Source organism: Paenibacillus sp. 2TAF8 (assembly GCF_052114825.1).
Lineage (GTDB): Bacteria > Bacillota > Bacilli > Paenibacillales > Paenibacillaceae > Paenibacillus.
Map to the genome: position 1 here is coordinate 117,320 of NZ_JBFRFN010000017.1, position 17,507 is coordinate 134,826.

The 17,507-nt window shown below is 44.0% G+C and carries 11 protein-coding genes and 1 pseudogene; 6 read left to right on the forward strand and 6 right to left on the reverse strand.

From position 1 onward, the window contains the following. Window positions 1-85 precede the first annotated feature (85 nt). The 3 genes from AB4Z30_RS22230 to AB4Z30_RS22240 form a co-directional block, all read right to left on the reverse strand. Window positions 86-238 carry a hypothetical protein gene (locus AB4Z30_RS22230; RefSeq protein WP_441929637.1) on the reverse strand — a complete coding sequence of 51 codons (153 nt, stop codon included), beginning with the start codon at window positions 236-238 and terminating at the stop codon, window positions 86-88. A gap of 97 nt (window positions 239-335) precedes the next feature. Continuing rightward, complete coding sequence (locus tag AB4Z30_RS22235; protein ID WP_441929652.1) at window positions 336-1,718, reverse strand: ABC1 kinase family protein; 1,383 nt, start codon at window positions 1,716-1,718, stop codon at window positions 336-338. Beyond that, window positions 1,628-2,299, reverse strand: a complete 672-nt coding sequence (locus AB4Z30_RS22240; protein WP_441929638.1) for a hypothetical protein — start codon at window positions 2,297-2,299, stop codon at window positions 1,628-1,630. The genes AB4Z30_RS22235 and AB4Z30_RS22240 overlap by 91 nt, the downstream gene beginning before the upstream one ends. Before the next feature lie 379 nt (window positions 2,300-2,678). Between AB4Z30_RS22240 and AB4Z30_RS22245 the strand changes: the two genes are divergently transcribed. The 4 genes from AB4Z30_RS22245 to AB4Z30_RS22260 all read left to right on the forward strand — a co-directional run bounded on the left by AB4Z30_RS22245 (window position 2,679) and on the right by AB4Z30_RS22260 (window position 5,328). Continuing rightward, a complete protein-coding gene (locus AB4Z30_RS22245; protein WP_441929639.1) occupies window positions 2,679-3,095 on the forward strand; it encodes a MerR family transcriptional regulator in 417 nt (138 codons plus the stop codon). Then, entirely contained in the window at window positions 3,095-3,595 is a 501-nt protein-coding gene (locus tag AB4Z30_RS22250; RefSeq protein ID WP_441929640.1) for a hypothetical protein, read from the forward strand. The genes AB4Z30_RS22245 and AB4Z30_RS22250 overlap by 1 nt, the downstream gene beginning before the upstream one ends. Before the next feature lie 13 nt (window positions 3,596-3,608). Then, a complete protein-coding gene (gene clpP, locus AB4Z30_RS22255) occupies window positions 3,609-4,193 on the forward strand; it encodes an ATP-dependent Clp endopeptidase proteolytic subunit ClpP (protein ID WP_441929641.1) in 585 nt (194 codons plus the stop codon). A 253-nt stretch (window positions 4,194-4,446) separates the two neighbouring features. Further along, entirely contained in the window at window positions 4,447-5,328 is an 882-nt protein-coding gene (locus tag AB4Z30_RS22260; protein WP_441929642.1) for a GNAT family N-acetyltransferase, read from the forward strand. 202 nt (window positions 5,329-5,530) lie between these two features. Here the strand turns inward: AB4Z30_RS22260 and AB4Z30_RS22265 are convergent, their stop codons facing one another. Beyond that, window positions 5,531-6,364, reverse strand: a complete 834-nt coding sequence (locus tag AB4Z30_RS22265; RefSeq protein WP_441929653.1) for a CPBP family glutamic-type intramembrane protease — start codon at window positions 6,362-6,364, stop codon at window positions 5,531-5,533. A gap of 28 nt (window positions 6,365-6,392) precedes the next feature. Beyond that, the gene (locus AB4Z30_RS22270) at window positions 6,393-6,959 is read right to left on the reverse strand and encodes a TetR/AcrR family transcriptional regulator (protein WP_441929643.1); all 567 of its coding nucleotides are present in this window, start codon (window positions 6,957-6,959) and stop codon (window positions 6,393-6,395) included. A 279-nt stretch (window positions 6,960-7,238) separates the two neighbouring features. Between AB4Z30_RS22270 and AB4Z30_RS22275 the strand changes: the two genes are divergently transcribed. Continuing rightward, on the forward strand, window positions 7,239-9,104 hold the full coding sequence (locus AB4Z30_RS22275) for a leucine-rich repeat domain-containing protein (protein WP_441929644.1): 1,866 nt from the start codon (window positions 7,239-7,241) through the stop codon (window positions 9,102-9,104). Between the two features lie 118 nt (window positions 9,105-9,222). Here the strand turns inward: AB4Z30_RS22275 and AB4Z30_RS22280 are convergent, their stop codons facing one another. Then, on the reverse strand, window positions 9,223-15,753 hold the full coding sequence (locus AB4Z30_RS22280) for an InlB B-repeat-containing protein (RefSeq protein WP_441929645.1): 6,531 nt from the start codon (window positions 15,751-15,753) through the stop codon (window positions 9,223-9,225). 852 nt (window positions 15,754-16,605) lie between these two features. Here AB4Z30_RS22280 and AB4Z30_RS22285 point away from each other — a divergent pair. Continuing rightward, window positions 16,606-17,507, forward strand: a pseudogene (locus AB4Z30_RS22285) (IS3 family transposase); the annotation flags it as partial.

Sequence of the window (17,507 nt, forward strand, 5' to 3'; positions counted from 1 at the left end):
AACATCCTACAAGTTGAAAAAGAAAAATAACCCGAACTCAGGTAAGTTCAGGCCGTTCATTTTTGCAAACAGAATATTCCTTGAACTACAACCTTCCATAGTTACGAAGCACCGATAACGTAAAAATCGTATGATACGCCTGCCAATGCTTCAAGCCATGCTCATCGTTCCAGCCACCATCTTCCCGTTGTGAGGTTTCTAGAACATTCAACAACTCATTCAGTAAATCCTTGGGCATGGCTTGGGCAAGCTGGATATCAGGTGAATTCGCAAATTGGATTATCTATCGATACTGGCATGGTATAGCCTCCATTCTGTCTCATTCCCCATCCTACTTACACCTTCGGTTTCAACTGTTTAATTACAGCCATGATCAATATGATCATGCCTACGCCAAAACCAGATATAGATAACGGAGCAAGTAAAAATCGCATCGATTCACCCTGCACCACAAAGCTGGCAAGCATGACAACCATACAGATCACCGTGAAGATTCCCACTGTCAGAGTGCCCATAAAATCATGCAGTGAATGATTTTCCTCACGAGCAATCGTAATTTTATTGTCCTTCAGAATAGGCAGTTCCAACAACTTCGGAATGTAGTCCGTAATCTGCTCTTTGACCTTTGTTAAACGCTCTTTGACCACTTGCCCTTTATCCATATGGGTTGCGTAAGATTGACTGGTTGCGGATAAAGAGTACGTATCATCTACGGATGAGAGCGTCCCATCCAACGTAATGATGGCTCTGAACGCTCCGGCAATCGTAGGTTTTAACGACATCCCCATCTCCGTAATCATGGACATCATTCGTTTCATCATCACACTTGTCGGGTCTGGTGAGAAAGACGCTTCAGACAAAAGTCGGCTCAGACGCTGTTCAATCAACTTTTCATCCAGCAAATGCCCATCCTCACAAACTCGTGTCAAACCATACGCCATCTCTTTCGTATCTCGATTGCTGTATCCCATCAGAAAGCTTAACATCCCACCTCGTTCCTCATCCGTTAAGTAACCCACCGAACCAAAGTCGATCAGTGCAACCTCTCCATCAGCGGTCAACATCAGATTTCCGGGATGCGGGTCTGCATGAAAGATACCTATCACTAGAATCTGATCCAAAAATGCATGCATCACCCTCTCCGAAACATCGCTTGTCACCGCTTTCGTGAAGCTGGTTCCTTCGATATATTCCATGGTTAAGATCTGTTTTGTCGAATACTCCGAATAGATTTCGGGGACACGGATACGAATGTTGTGTTCTTCGAATGCTTTGCGGATCAGATTCGTATTCAAGGCTTCAATATCAAAATCCGTTTCCTCGATCAAATTCTGTTTGAACCCTTCAGCAAGCTGAATTAATCCAAGTCTTTTGATTTTGACAGAACGCTCGGATAGCCATGATACAAACTGGATTAAGATATCCAAATCGACCGTCATTTTCTGCTTCACATCAGGTCTTAAAATTTTTACAACAACCTTCTCCCCCGCCATCTTCAGCTTCGCCAGATGAACTTGTCCAATCGAAGCAGCGGCTATGGGTTCCATGCCAAAGGATTCATACGTTTCATCCATATTGCCGATTTTGTTGTCGATAATCGATTTCAGCTCCTGTGAGCTTAGCGGTTTTACCTGATCATGTAACTGGAGAACGCTTGGATGTAGTTTGCAGGTAACATGTCCTTTTTGGTCGATAACACTTGGGCAAACTTTACAAATACACCACCCATGCTATCCAGTACCTCAGCAATAGCATATGGCAGTTTGGCATGATCCTGCTGAATCAAATGAGCCAAACCTTTGCGTGAAATAATCCAGAACATGTGCATCATCCGCCGCAACGCACGAACTTTATTCAAGATATGCAGGAGCGGATTGGTCGCTTGCAATATTTTAAAATTAAACAGGTTAAGAAGCATATAGGCATAACACGCGATGAATATAACAAGCAGCGGATAATAGATAAACATGACTCTAAGAATCTCGGCATCTGGTGGCGCTATCTTTTGATTAAAATAGGTAAAAGAAAGGACGAGCGTTACGATCGATGTACTGAATAATACCGCCAAGCTCAGCTTTAACTGATTGCTTTGGAATGTGCTGATATTCCCGATGATAAAGTAAACCAGAAATGCCGCCACTAAAATACTGCTCAGATAAAATTGTTCCAACACCTGAAGTAGCATGCTTACCACAAGAGCACTGGCGAACGAGATTAGCACTTTATGTTTTCTGTTGAAAAAAGACGTCAGCAACATGAATACAATGAAACACACGAGTAATGTAACAAAAAAGAACATCTTACATCCCACCTGTTATGTAATGGTATTGAATGAATGGTAAGTAATTTGAATTCAATGGAAACGTACTACACATGATTGTGGGTGCACGTCATTCTTGAAATGACTCCTGAACTCTTGCACAGCTTGTACATGTCTAGCCAGTCCTCCCTCAATATAACACATCAAGCTTGCACTTGGATTTGGGACGGTGATAAAAGAAAGGACAAACTATAGCTTATTTAGGATAGCATCCAGTATACATCTCTCCCCTCTTGCAAATATGCAATCCCCAATAAAGGTTGATTGTTTTATTTTGACAAATGAATTATGTTACAGTAAACTGTAAACAATACAGTCAACTGTAACACTAACAGTTTAATGTCATAGGAGGTGTGTCATGAAAAGTTATACAGCTAAACAAGTCGCTGAAATTCTCCAGCAAGATGACCCGCGTATAAATCTGCGAACCGTGAGGTACTACACCCAAATCGGAATGGTACCTCCTCTTGAATTAGTAGGCAACAAAAGAGTTTACACGGATAACCATCTTCATCATTTTCGCGCAATCGTCACCCTATCCAGAACGGGTGAGACTCTGGCCTCCATTCAGGAAACCTTAAAGCAACTTTCTATGGAAGACATCGAGAAAATTAGCCAGCAAATAAGGTTGGTTGAATCTGGCCGCATTATTGAAAACGAAACACTCCGAATCACAGACGATGTTATTATCACGATCAGCCCTCGCATATCTGCGGAGGTCAAACAGAGAGTCATCGATTCTGTATCACAAGCGCTAAGGGGTGAAAATCTATAATGCTTGATATTCAATTCGCGAAGTCCAAGATGGAAAACGAAGAAGGCATGAATCATCTATGGATACAGGTCCATCCAGAAGATCCACTTCAAACGTCAGAAATCCAGATCCAGTTGCCAGAAGGAATGTATCGTTCCAAGAACCTGAGTGGTCTGGTTGAGAATGATCACGGACACATTGTAGTGGATGCTCCTTACCAAGATGTGATCATAGAGATCTTTACGCAAGATGCGCTTGAATGTGGTGAACTGACCATCGTAGTAAGCTTGCTGACAGCAGAAACAACCGTCCATCAAGAAATTTCAATCCAAGTCGTCCCTGAAGAAGAAATGGATACAGCCGAGATTAATGAGCACGTTGTTGAACGAATCAAAGCTTTAAGCAACACCTCTCCTACCAATGATGATGATGTCAGCAAAATCGTTTATATTCAACCAAAGATCATGGAACAAGGGATGTCTCATCTCGAAAAGAATTATCGCATCGACTATGAATACTAAAGGGGTGGTCACGATGAATCTGATTCCTTATGTTGTCGAACAATCCTCTCGCGGGGAACGCACCTACGACATTTACTCCAGGCTACTGCAAGACCGAATCTTGTTTGTGTCCGGGGAGATTACAGACGCAGTAGCCAACACCGTAATCGCACAGCTTCTCTATTTGGATGCCATGGATTCAGAAAAGGACATTCATATGTACATTAATTCACCTGGCGGTTCCATTACAGCAGGTATGGGCATTTATGATGCCATGCATTTAGTTAAGGCCGATGTATCTACACTATGTGTTGGCATGGCTGCATCAATGGGTGCCTTTTTACTATCCACTGGTACAAAAGGGAAACGATTCGCGCTTCCAAACAGCGAAATCATGATTCACCAACCTCTCGGCGGAGCACAAGGCCAAGCGACGGATATTGCCATTAGCGCTAGACGCATTATTCGATTGCGGGATAACATCAACAACATCCTATCTGGCCAGACCGGCCAACCCTTGGAGAAGATTGAACGAGATACAGACAGAGACAACTTTATGAATGCTACGGAAGCCAAAGATTACGGTTTAATTGACAGGGTGCTCTATGAAGCACAATAAAGAAAGAAAGAATGGATGGATGGTGATTCTCCAACGCTTTAATTACAGCCTTTCCCGCACTTACAGACGATCAAGAAATTACATAAATGTACGATAAGAATAAAGAGCTGCCCAGCATTGGCGGTTCTTTCCTTATGTTATTCGTTATTAATACTCTGATGTTAAGTGAAGGGATTTAGAACTTTCCACCGAATAATATATGGTAGAAATGTAAGTGTTATTAGACTTAACAACAAGACAAGGAGAACAGAATATGCAGGATTTACAATTTATGAAGAATTATAAAAACAATGATACACTTCGAAACAGTTTTTTCGAGCTCGCTGCAAGTACATTCGGTATCCATTTTGAAAATTGGTACCAACAGGGTTGCTGGGGCGAAGGATACATCCCTTTCTCGTTTGCAGATGGGGATCGGATTGTTGCTAATGCATCCGTGAATATCCTAGAACTGGTCATCCACGGAGAGAAGAAAAATGCAATTCAAATTGGCACGGTGATGACACATCCCGACTACCGCAAGAAAGGACTATCCACGCATTTAATGAACAAAATTCTGGAGGAATACGAGAACAAGTACGATCTCATGTACCTTTTTGCCAATGAATCCGTTCTTGATTTCTACCCCAAGTTTGGATTCAAACCCTTAGAAGAACACCTGTTTTCAATGAATTTTCACAGTACAGCTCCATTAAAATCTGCCAATCTGCGGAAACTAGATGTAACTGATGCAGAGGATGTTCGTCTTATTCAGCATTTCGCATCGCAAAGACTGCCTGTTTCCAAGCGGTTTGCAACCGACCACACTCCCGGCATATTCATGTTTTATTGCTTGAATGTGTTTAATAATGATATTTATTATTTGGAAAACGAAAAGATCATCGTTATTTATCAGAAAGAAAACAAACATATCGACCTCTTCGATGTTGTCAGCTTAAACGAAATCAATATGAAAGATATTTTGAATAAAATTGCTGACTCTGATACGGAACAAATCACGTTTCATTTCACCCCGGATGAGAACAAAGATATCGATTTAGAAAGCACAATGACCAATGAAGGCCTTTTTGTAAAAACCCAAGGTGATGGCCTCTATCCTGTACGCGTTAAACATCCAGTTACATCTATCGCGTAAAGGTACATAGGCTGAGCAACATGAACTGTTATTACACATAGAGTCAGGACTGGAATGGTGAATCGTTGCTGATACTTAGGAGCAGCATTTTGTAAACAAATAGGGAGCAAGGATAGTACAATATAGTACAGTTCCAGCTCCTTTTTGATGTGTCTTGAATACCACCGGGATCAGGCGATGTGCTGTCTAGGTCTTTCTAATGTCACAGGCTTAATTTCTGCTCTTTCTTGACTCGGACCGATCTGAGCCATAAGCCGAATCCAACGAATAAAACCGTTGTAATAACACCTGTCGTTGGACTGAGCCAAAATTCCCCTGCCTTGGTTAGTGTAACGATTCCGGCTACTGATACTAGCAAGGTAGGTACCCCATCTTCCACAGCGTGCATGAATACACACGGCCATACTGATTTCGTAAGACGATACATTTCAACATACATAATGGACCACGCGACCATCAACACACAGCCTATGAGGAGAAAGCTCATTCTTGTGGTTGTCTCAAAGTAAACGTTCGGCAGGAAGACCATATAATAAGCCGCATGCCATAGAGCCCATACAAGGCCAGACACGAGATAAAGCGTCCAGTCATTAAACTTCAGCTCAATCAGTTTGGGAGTTAAGTATCCACGCCAAGCAAACTCTTCAAATATGTTCTTTATAAAGCTGCCTGCAATGGATACACCGACGAGGGATAGAAGTGTGCTTACTTCAATATCAGAAACAGAGGCGCTATTTATAAGAAATGCAAGACCAACAACAATAACTGCTACGACCGGATAGATCGCAATAGCTGCAGCATACCATTTCATATTCCCTTTGAAATTGAACCTCACACCAATATCCTTCCAATCCCGATTCACTATTCGCAGCACGAGCATCGTGAGCATTGGCAATAATAGCCACAACCCCATACCTAACGAATTTTCTTCCGGTTGTTCCGGAATTTTCATATCTACCCATACACCAATCCAACCGCTTGCTAACACCACCACGATGAATACAAGCAGATTGAGCTTTCTTCTTCCTGCTGATATGTTAACTATAATCCCCTCCCATTTATGATTATTCAATTCTACGCCTAGCTGTGCTGATGACATCTTGAGCCGCACTATTCATAAGCTGAATCATCTGTTCTTCTGTATAATCCTCAGGCAGCAAATCATTCGCAGCCATCAAACTTATTCCAACCTGAAACGTCTTCATCTTGAGCAGGATGGTCTCCAGTTCGTCATCCGATAATCCATTCAGATCAGGGTCCATTCTCATCATGTGTATGAGATTTCCCGTTTCTTCCTCATTGTGCTTCGCTTGATCATTTTTCTGCATCACAATATCCCGAAACAATACAGGATATGCTCTGGCAAAGCGAATGCTGGCCACCCCAATATCCTGAAACGGATGCCCGGAGTTTTGCTCCAGCAGTATCTGTCTGCTCACCTCAAAGGTTTTCTGATATACACCTTTAAGCAGTTCGCCAACCTCCTTGAAATTCACATAAATTGGGGCAATTGAACTTCCCAGCTTCTCTGCCACCTTGCGAATAGTAATGGCATCAATCCCCTCTATTCGTGCAATTTCGAATGCTGCATCAATAATTTGATCTTTAGTAAATTTCTTTTTGGGTGCCATGTGTGATCTCCTTCTGAAGTGGAACGTCCGATTAAATTCATTTGATATATATCGTATGATATATATTGTACAACCTATTCGTCAATTCCTTTTGAGAAAGAAGGTGAATCCGGACTGCATGATATGCGTATAAAGATAATAATTCTATTTCCTCTTTTATGATAAAATTGCAGTTGATATTTGGGCATACAAAAGGTTTGATAGAATAGACAAGTTATAATGAAATCAGATAACAGTTCAGTATGATCAACAATCATCATAATGAAGGGGGAGGCATCCGTGGCATTTATTCCGTTAAACTGTCCCAACTGCAACGGAAGAATTGAATACAAGGAGGGGCAGGTATTAAAGTGTCCTTATTGTGAAACAGAGCTTTTGTTGAAGCAAAATAATGTCTACTATGTGGATCAAACCATTAATCATTACCACGGGACGCCTCCTAAGGCAGCGCCGAAGCCGAACGTCTCCGTAAGGCTATTAATGATACTGATGCTCATCCTATCGGGTGCCATCGGTGCTTATTTTTACTACAGTACGAGTTCCACACTTGAAAAGACAGAAGCCAATCTGCCTGTACGCAAGATGCCGGAAAGTGAGGTTCTGCTCTCCTTTTTACGAGATATCTTTGATAAAGGATCTGCCTTGCCGACAGAAGAGGAAATCGCTCGTGTGCGCTATCTGACCGTAGATTATCTGGATAGTGACCAGTGGCAATTTACTTATAGCTTCTCCGATCCCTTCAGCGATGAAAAGGCCGAGATGATCACTTATGTTACTCAGGACAAGACACTGAACACACAGGAAATTGATCAACGAGATTTTGAAGCCTTTACGGGACTTACAGCGCTCGACCTGACGGGAACCTACGAAATAGCCCAGACGGATCAAACCACGTTTGCCCATATGTCTGGACTGAAAAGCTATGGTGGCGCTTTTAACGAATCCTTTAATTCGTTTTCCAACTACTTTGGTGACAAGTCTAAAATTACGCACCTGACTACCCAGCTTCGCAGCAATCAGGAACTAGCCTTACTGCTGGAATTTCCTAACCTGAACTCTTTATCGATTACTTATGTCGATGAGTCCATAACGGATTTTCACCTGTTAAACAAACTGCCGCTCAAGTCCCTGTCACTCACTTTTGTCAATGAACTGGGGTGGTTGTCGTCCATGACCGGGCTGACATCCTTATCCATCAACTACAGTGAAGCCACAGACTTGCAGCCGTTATACGCCTTAACCCAGCTTCAAGAACTTCAGCTTTCCTATCTAAACAACGTAAAGTCTATCGACTTTGTGCAAAATATGCCTGCTCTGCAGAAGCTAGACATCGAGAGTTTAAACTTTTCCAGTTTGGAACCGTTGTCTGGTAAAACCTCGATTACCAAACTGCGCCTGGCTTCCTTAAGCAAGCTTAGCTCGGTAAAAGCCATAAATAGCCTGTCCTCTTTGCGGGAATTGACGTTATCCGGGTACTACGAGAATGCAGAAGCGCTGACATTGTCTAATGCAGGCAAGGTAGAAATCCCTGGCTCTTTCCTCTCAGGGCTAAAGGCACCTGCTGCAACCATCCTGACGATTCGTGGTGGAAGCGGGGAGTTAAATCTGGCTACAGTAGGAAAATTCACGAAGCTAGAACAGCTCTCCCTCTCGGAGATCAGTGAAATCACTCGTCTAAGCGCTCTGGATAGCTTATCTCGCTTACAGAAACTAAACATTGATGATTCGTCATTGTACAGTGAAAGTGATGCTTTATTTCGTTTGAAGCAGGTGAAATCCCTGGTGTGCTCGGAATGCAGGCTGAATTTCGAACAAAAGGTAGGTGCGGAGAATAAAGTGCTTGAGTACCTAACCTTAGAGCAACCCTATTTCAATATAAACAATGCCTCCGTCAGTGAAATTGACCAGATGATGCCTTACTTTTCCAAACTGTCTGCCCTGCGTTCCTTCACCCTGCAAGACAGTAATCTGGCTTCGCTTGAATTTATGAGCAACTGGCGAGTTATGGAAGAACTTCATCTCGAGAACAATGCCATTTCCAATGTGGAAACCTTGAGCAAGCTGCCGAATCTGAAAAAAGTATATCTATCCGGCAATTCGGTGCAGAACAAGTCCGTGCTTGGAACGGACGTGAAGGTATATTAGCCAAGTGTACAGATATAAATGGAATTTTTTAAACTCCTGTGATTAAAAAAAGCCGACTGCACTGAAATCTCAGAGCAATCGGCTTTTTGCTAAATTTTCATACTTCGTTGAAATTCATTTAGAGTTCAGTCCACTTTGCGTATATGGTACGTGTAAGGTTTCCGTTTATTACAAATTCCTCGAAATCATAAGGAACGGTCAAACCTGAATTTCTGTACCATCCTTCGAACACAAACCCTGGCTTTGTCGGTGGTTCAGGTACCTTGACTAAATTTTTGCTACCAAGAATCTGAGTCTCTACTGCTGAACCACCATTAGTCTCGAAATTCACCGTATAAATTTTACTCCACAGGGCGATCAAATACAAGTTCCCGGTTACCGGTGTAGCGAAATCGTAAGTAATTTTAGTCGCAAAATTCTCGGCCCATCCATAGATGATATTTCCGGGATTGGATGGAAGTTCAGATGCATCAGGTGCATAAACCACATCGCCCTCTACCACGATCTTAGGAATCGCCGGAGTACTATTAAGACCTGCATCGAACTTCACCGTGTATAGAGCCTTCCACTTTACATACAACGTCATATTCGCCGTCACCGGAGTTGCAAAGTCATAAACAGTGCTCAACCCTTCATCGCTGTACCATCCGCCAAATACATAACCTGCTCGCACGGGTTCGGCAGGGGTCGCAACTAAACCTCCTTCGACTACCGTCTTCGGATTGACTACCGGTGCCCCACCCTTAAGATCGAAGTTTACTGTAAATAAAGGTGTCCATTTCGCATACAACGTAACGTTTGTCGTCACCGGCGATGCAAAATTGTAGGTGTCCGTTAAATCTTCATTGCTATACCAACCGCCGAATACATAACCTGTCCGGGTTGGTGATGCAGGTGTCGTGGCCTTGGCATTGTATTCTATCGTCTGGATATTGACTGCCGACCCACCTTTACTGTCGAAGCTTACCGTGAACATAGGTGCCCACTTCGCGTACAGCGTAATATGATTCCGCACAGCGCTACTAAAGTTGTATGCGTTCGTCAAATCAGTGTCACTATACCAGCCTTTAAATACGTAACCCTCCCTCGTTGGCGTTGAAGGTGTTTTGGCTGATTGATTATAATACACGGACTGGCTGCTCACCATGGTTCCGTTACTCATAAAGCTTACCTCATAGCTATTCGTTTGCCATGCCGTGTATAAATCATGATTCCGTGTGATCGGTGTTGTGAAATCAAATGGCTTGCTCGGAGTATCTTTATCTCTCCAATACAGGAATGTATAGCCTTCTCTTGGTTGTGGTTCGAATGACTCTGCCACGCCACCTTCTTTCACCTTCTGCTGTTGTAACAGCGCAGTAGCCGTCTCGTAGAATCGCACTTGATACTCATTTTTCTGAGCAATTGTCCACTTCGCATACAGTGTAATATTGCCTTGTATGATTTCAGTCGTGAAGTTATAACCTTTAGTCAGGCCTGCATCGCTAAACCAACCTCCGAACACATATCCTGCTCTTGTTGGCGATTTTGGTGCTATGGCTTTCTCTCCCCCGTAAACCGTCTGGTCAGGGACCGCTGATCCCTCATTACTGTCGAAAATAATCGTGTAACTGCTCATCCATTTTGCATACAGCGTAGTCGGACTCACCACTGGCATTGCAAAATTGTAAGGTTTCGTCAACGCACTGTCGCTGTACCAACCTCCAAATGTATAATCTTTCCGGGTTGGAGGCTCTGGTTCACTTGCCGCTGCGCCATAATCCAACATTTGATCAGGTACTTCTTCCGCTCCGCCATTACTATTGAAGCTGACGGTGTATTGTTCGATGTCCCACTTCGCCGTATACTCAACATCCTGTGCAGGCATCGTTGCTTGAGGGACAGGAGACCATCCTTTGAATTGATGGCCTTGCCAGATCGGATCACCAATATGGATTGAAGTCGTTGATCCATAAGGTACGTTGTCGACTACCTTTTTCGGTGTGCTTTGATCTTTATAATCCATCGTTAACTTATACATATTACGCTTGTAGTACACCCTTAAGACCGTTGTACCGTTGCCAGCAATGTTGGCTTCCAGCACAGTACCCGGGAACGCTGTGTCTACAGTGAACCCTTCATAAGACTTGATGGATTCGACAGGCAATGTTGCCTTTGTATCGGTTGTACCGTAACGCGTTTCCGTATCTGCAACCGTATACGTTGATTGTCCAATATCCTGCTTCAGGTATACGACTTTGTAAGGCATGTCATCCTTGGCTGTCCACTTGGCCGTAAAGGTCGTAGACTCAGTCGGCATCGTAGTTGGCATATAAGGTGACCATCCTGCAAATTTATATCCTTGTCTTGATGGGACCGGAATTCGACTCACGATATTCGTATAGATCAAGTCGGTAATTTGCTTTTCTGAAGCACCCTCATAACCTAAGTTAAACGTTGCAGTCTTACTGATTGGTTTAAAGTAAACGTTCAAAATCGTTGATCCGTCTCCCTTAATAACCCCTTGTGTCATACCTTCCATATAACCACGATCCTTGTATCGGTCAGAGGTGATACGAGCAAGTTCATTGGTTGTGCCTGACTGCATTTCCCAATCTGCAAGCGTAGGCGATTTACCAGAGTTTGGATCCACCAAATAATAATTAACTCTATACGGTGTATCGGTGTTCACCTTCCAATGGGCATGCAGGTAGGATAAACCTGCGGGCATCCGATTCGGGATATCTACTTTGGTACCACCAATTCTAGCCGTATACCATCCATCGAACGTATATCCTGGATTTACGGGGATTTTGTTTTTCACAGTGAGTACCGCATTAAATGCGGCAGTCACGATCTCGGATGGTTCTCCGTTCCATGGATTGAATTCGATCGAAATGTCACCATCTTTATTCTTGATCCAGTTCAATGGAATGGTACGCTTGATCGCAGTGGGCTTGAATGATAGAGGTGCTGCCTTCCAAGTAATTACCAGCATCCCCGTACTTGACTGTTTTCTCCAGTCTTTCACACTAATCTGCTTCTTCTCCGGGTTATAGATGAAATCGCCGCTAATCTGAATGTCAAAATGCGAAATATCAAATCTTTCCTGGATGTCCATACCTGTTTTCAGATCGAAACCTYTCATCTTGAGCCATGACTGCGGCAAATCTATAATGCTGGCCCCGTCAGGTCCTCCCCTAAAGATCAGACCAAGATCATCATCCTGTGGGTAGGCAAAGTCCTCAATGCTTTCTTGCATTCCCGCTGTATATAGCGGCCATGTATTCTCATAGAGTGGAAGGCTATCTTCAAGCATCCCATCACCCAGTTGAGCACCTATTTCAACTTCCAAATAAATTCCAATTTCAATAAACAAGGCACCTAAAGTTTTGCTGGTCTGCAACCCGCTCACATTCTTCAACTGATAGTAGAAATAACCCCATAGATTCACATACACCCCGGGTTCGACGGCCAACCCGATACTATTTAAATCAACACTGCCAATCCCTGCTTTGAGCTCCATATGAATACCGGCCCGCAAGCCTAGTGTACCCATGACATAAAAGGTAAACTGGTAGTCGCCGTCTCCCGGCAAGCTTACCGTATTGCTCGATCCGCTGAAACTTAATATTCGCAAAGTCACCGAGTAACGCTTGGCACTTTTATAATAGAAATCCGCTCCAATGGACAGATTCACTTGAGCGCTGACGACAAACTCTGCTTCAAATTTAACTTCTATGATTCCGTAAGCTACTCGCTTGCTTTTTTCAATGAGCGTCTTCTTGATTAGCGTTACCCATTCCGTTTCATCCTCCAGCATCTCTTGATACCGTTCCTTCAGTTTCTCCTCATCCATAGAATCGTTATCATCTAAACCATTCATGATGGCTTTGATCTCGGTTGCGATATCTCGTACTTGACTTAACTTGCCGGAAGTCTTGGCATCCAACCAATTGTCTAATGCCGCTTCTAACTTATCGACTTCTACAAAACCCATCTCTGCGGTAATATTAATGCCGGTATAGCTATAGGCATCAAGATTCGCGGTAATCACATAATCATCAATGCTGTACCAGTAAGGAATCCCCCACGCTGTCAGCCAGTGACCTTGCATATCGCCGTTAATACCCAGATCCAGCGCGATCTCTTGAACGAAAGCACCCGTCATATGGATGACGAGATCATTCTCTTCATTAACATCTACGACAATATCAGCACTTACTTGTAAGGTTGCGCTCACCCCGGAGTTCCGGCCGCTAATATGTTTCAAATGTGTTCCTAGCGACGCAACAACTTTCAGATTTTCCACGCTTACCCGACTACTTTTGCCCGAAGAGGACTGAGCCTTAATCTGCTGGATACCCTTCAGTTCTTCCGTTTCCATTGCTAAATTGGAAAGATAATCTGCGGCTTTATTGACGAATCCACTGGCGGTAGCTTGCTGTTCGATCTGCTTTTCAAGTTGCGAGATTTGTTTATCCGATAACAGATCATCGCCGTCAATGGCCTGCTTCTGATAGATATTGAAAGCATTCTGGATGTCTTCTAGCGTGACATCCTTATACGTGATTATATCCATCTCTGCCGCAGATGTTATCGATGTAATGCGCCCATAATGAGTAACCTTGGAACCTTCTGCGGCGAACTTGCCATTATAAAATCCGATAAAATCGCCCACATCCACTGTGGTCAACTCGTTCAATCCAAAAGGTTTATACAGGCTGTCGCTATAATTCATAGCCGTGTGCTCAATTGTGATAGAGTTGTTGTCTGGATCACCATCTGTATCCGCCTCTATGCCAACCGGTAATACATCTGGTCTGAACACCACTTGATCGGCACTGGCTCGTCCATATGTATAGATCGTGCCATTCACCGCTGTAATTTGAACATAGGCAACATCCCCATTATCTGCATCGGTCGTTTCAACCGTACGCAAATCAGGGCGCAGTCCCTGGTAAATTGCAACAGTATCGCCAACTTGAATCGGGGTACTGCCGTCATACTTAAACGTACCGTTGCTTGCATTCGCTTTTCCAAGTGAATTCTCGCTACCACCTACTGTTGTCGTGATCACTGGAATTGCGGGCGAACCCACCTCCGCACCATTCAACATCATATCCGTGACTTCTTGGAGATCCAGATAGATCATATTCGCATTAAGCGGAACGTTCATGGCTTTTTGCTTGGCAACACTAAACACATAAATGCTTGTAGTTGCATCTTGGCCTTGGAAGGACAAATTCTCATTCGTCAACGTCAGCTGATACGTGTTACCTTCAACAAATTTGCCATCTGCAGCAGCGGAAGCGACCGTGAAAAGACCGTTGTCTCCCGTAACTTTAACTCCTGCAAAATCGGGATTCGCTGTGTCAACGAATGTCAGTCCATCTTGGACATCCGTTACTGACAAACTACCCGAAGCATCTTGTAGCGTGATAGTGAAGTCTGGCTCGACATTCAAAACAGAGTAACTCGGCGTGCGCTGTACAGCATTTTCCACGCTATCTGTATATTTTGCATACAGTTTGGTATCGGCAGTTACCGTGCTCCCTTCCGCAAAGATGGACGAGAGATCACTTTCGGTAAACCAGCCTTGGAAGATGTAACCTTCCTTGATCGGGACAGGCAGGTTCGTTAGCTTTTCGTTGCCGCGAACCTTCTGTGCTTTAACTGCCGTACCTCCGTTACTATCGAAAGTAAGTGTATATGTCTTATTATCGGTGCTGCCGTTTCCTCCTGGTGTTTCACCACCATTATTGCCTCCTGGTGTTCCACCGCCGTTATGATCTCCAGGCGTTCCTCCGCCTCCGCCACCACTGCCACCGTTGTTCCCTCCAGAACTCGGCGTTGGGTTCGGACTTGGCGTCACCGTAGGTGTTGGTTGTGGAGTCGGCGTTACTGTCGGTGTTGGTGTCGGGGTGACCGTCGATGGATTCTGACTTCTCCACGCCTCCACAACTGCATTGTTGCGCATGAACAGAACCGCTGCTTCCGCCCGAGACGCTTGCACGCGTGGATTGAAATTGCCTTTTTCATCCCCCGTAAACACGCCCGCTTGCCAGAGCTTCACAACGGCTTCTGCTGCCCAAGACGAAACTTTAGCGAGATCGGCAGGTTTTGTCGTGATCGGATTGCCTGTCTGATAAGGAATCTTTTCGCTTTCCAAATATCGCAGCGTCATCGTTGCCATTTGTTCCCGAGATACGGTGGCATCCGGCGAGTATTTACCTGCGCCTGTACCGTCGGTAATGCCTTTCTGCACTGCCCATTCAATATATGGGGTATACCAACTACCTACCCGAACATCGGCAAAACTCGAAGTCGTATATGCCCCTGTATCTACCCCGGCCATCCTTCCGAGTGCTGTAACATACATGGCACGTGTCATTGTGCCTTTAGGCGAGAAGGTGCTGGCGGTCGTACCGCTAAATATGCCCTTCTCCTGTACCTGGGTGATTGCATCGTAGAACCAATCTGTTGGACTCACATCTTGGAATTCACTAGATTTGGTTACTCTTGTCTGTTGCATTGGCAGGTCAGCTGCTGCTGCCGACTGCTCTGGCAATACAGGAATAGCAGTCATAACCAAGCTGATGACCAGCAACCACACCAACATCCGCGAACTTACCTTCCACCCCTGTCTTATTGCTTGTTTCACTTTCATTCATCCCTTCTATGTATAGATCAGACTAAAAAAACAATGGGCCGAAGAAAAAACACTTCGTAAGTATCCACTTTTTCGGCTGAATTCCCTGTTCGAAGCCAAGATACAGTCAAAGATCCTTTATAATCAAAAGCGTTTTTTAAATATCCCCATGAGGCTCTTTAATTAGGGGAAGATTTCGTCAACAACCTGTTGATTTACTAAGCAGACTCGCAGTGAAAACCAGTAACCTCGGTCGGGATCACTGGTTTTTCCTGCAAATCAAAGTTTTTCAGATGTAGGGATCAAACGGGGGAGAAACATTGACATAACGAATGGCGTTGTCCAAGCTACGGCGTTCTTCGCGTTCGGGATATACACATCAACTCGAGTACCTGGGCTGAGGGGCTTCCGGCTACCTTCGAATGTGTCACCCCTCTAGCTTCACTTGAGCCGCAGGAACGGGGGGATTCCTTGAATATTGCGCGATCGAGCGATCGAGTGCTTCAAGGGAGTCAGCATAACTTCCAAGAAACTGCTAACTCAACAAATTGAAGTCTTCCAGCCATTTTTCTTATCAGAAGGCTGGTGACACTGACACTAGCGAATCATGTCGTTTTTTCATCCGTATTTTAGCATGCTAGATGGTATCAATTGTGGATTATAAAGAAAACTTTAAGTTCGACAGGAATTAACGAAGCGTATGAAATAAACGGGGGTATGGATATTTATAAAGTGGAGGGGACCTCAGTCAGGAGGATAAACTACTTGTAAAAGGGGAGATATAAGATAATGGATCGGCTACACTTAGTTGGACAGAAAAAATAAGGGCTTGTAGAATAAAACTATCATGTTAAGGAGCGGATCTCTACAATGCCTAAACAACAACGACGTACATTCACAACCGAGTTCAAAAAACAAATGGTAGGGCTCTAYGAAAACGGCAAGTCCAGAGCTGCCATTGTGGAGGAATACGACCTTACTSCTTCGGCTTTAGACCGCTGGGTCAAACAATCGAAGGAAACGGGTTCTTTTAAAGAAAAAGACAATCGTTCGCCTGAAGAAAATGAGCTTATCGCCTTACGAAAAGAAAACCAGCGTCTYCTAATGGAGAACGACATTTTAAAGCAAGYCGSGCTGATCATGGGACGAAAGTAGCTATCATCCAGAATAACCGTGATAAATACTCGGTATCAGCAATGTGCAGCGTCCTCGAAATCGCCAAAAGTACATTCTATTATGAAGCGAAGGAAAAGCTCCGTGAAGATGAGTTAACGAAAGCCATTGAGGACATCTTTCGTAAAAATCGAAATGCCTATGGTACACGAAAGATCAAAGCCAAGCTTCAGGAACAAGGACTCGTCGCCTCCAGACGTCGCATTGGTCGAAACATGAAAGAGCAAGGCCTTGTCTCTACGTACACCGTTGCACAATTTAAGCCTCATAAAACGGCCTGTAATGAAGAAAAAACAGCGAATGAACTGGGGCGTGAGTTTAATCAGACGGAAACAAAGCGCTTCGTGGTAAGCGATCTAACGTATGTGAAGGTCGGGCATCGGTGGCATTATGTTTGCATCCTCATTGACCTGTTCAATCGAGAAATTATTGGCCACAGTGCAGGTCCACAAAAGGACGCTGCTCTGGTTTCACGCGCCTTCGCAACGGTAGAAGGCGGCTTGAGCCAAATCCAGTGGTTTCATACCGATCGTGGAAGTGAGTTTAAAAATCACACGATGGACCAGCTTCTAGGTACATTTGGTATTGGTCGATCACTC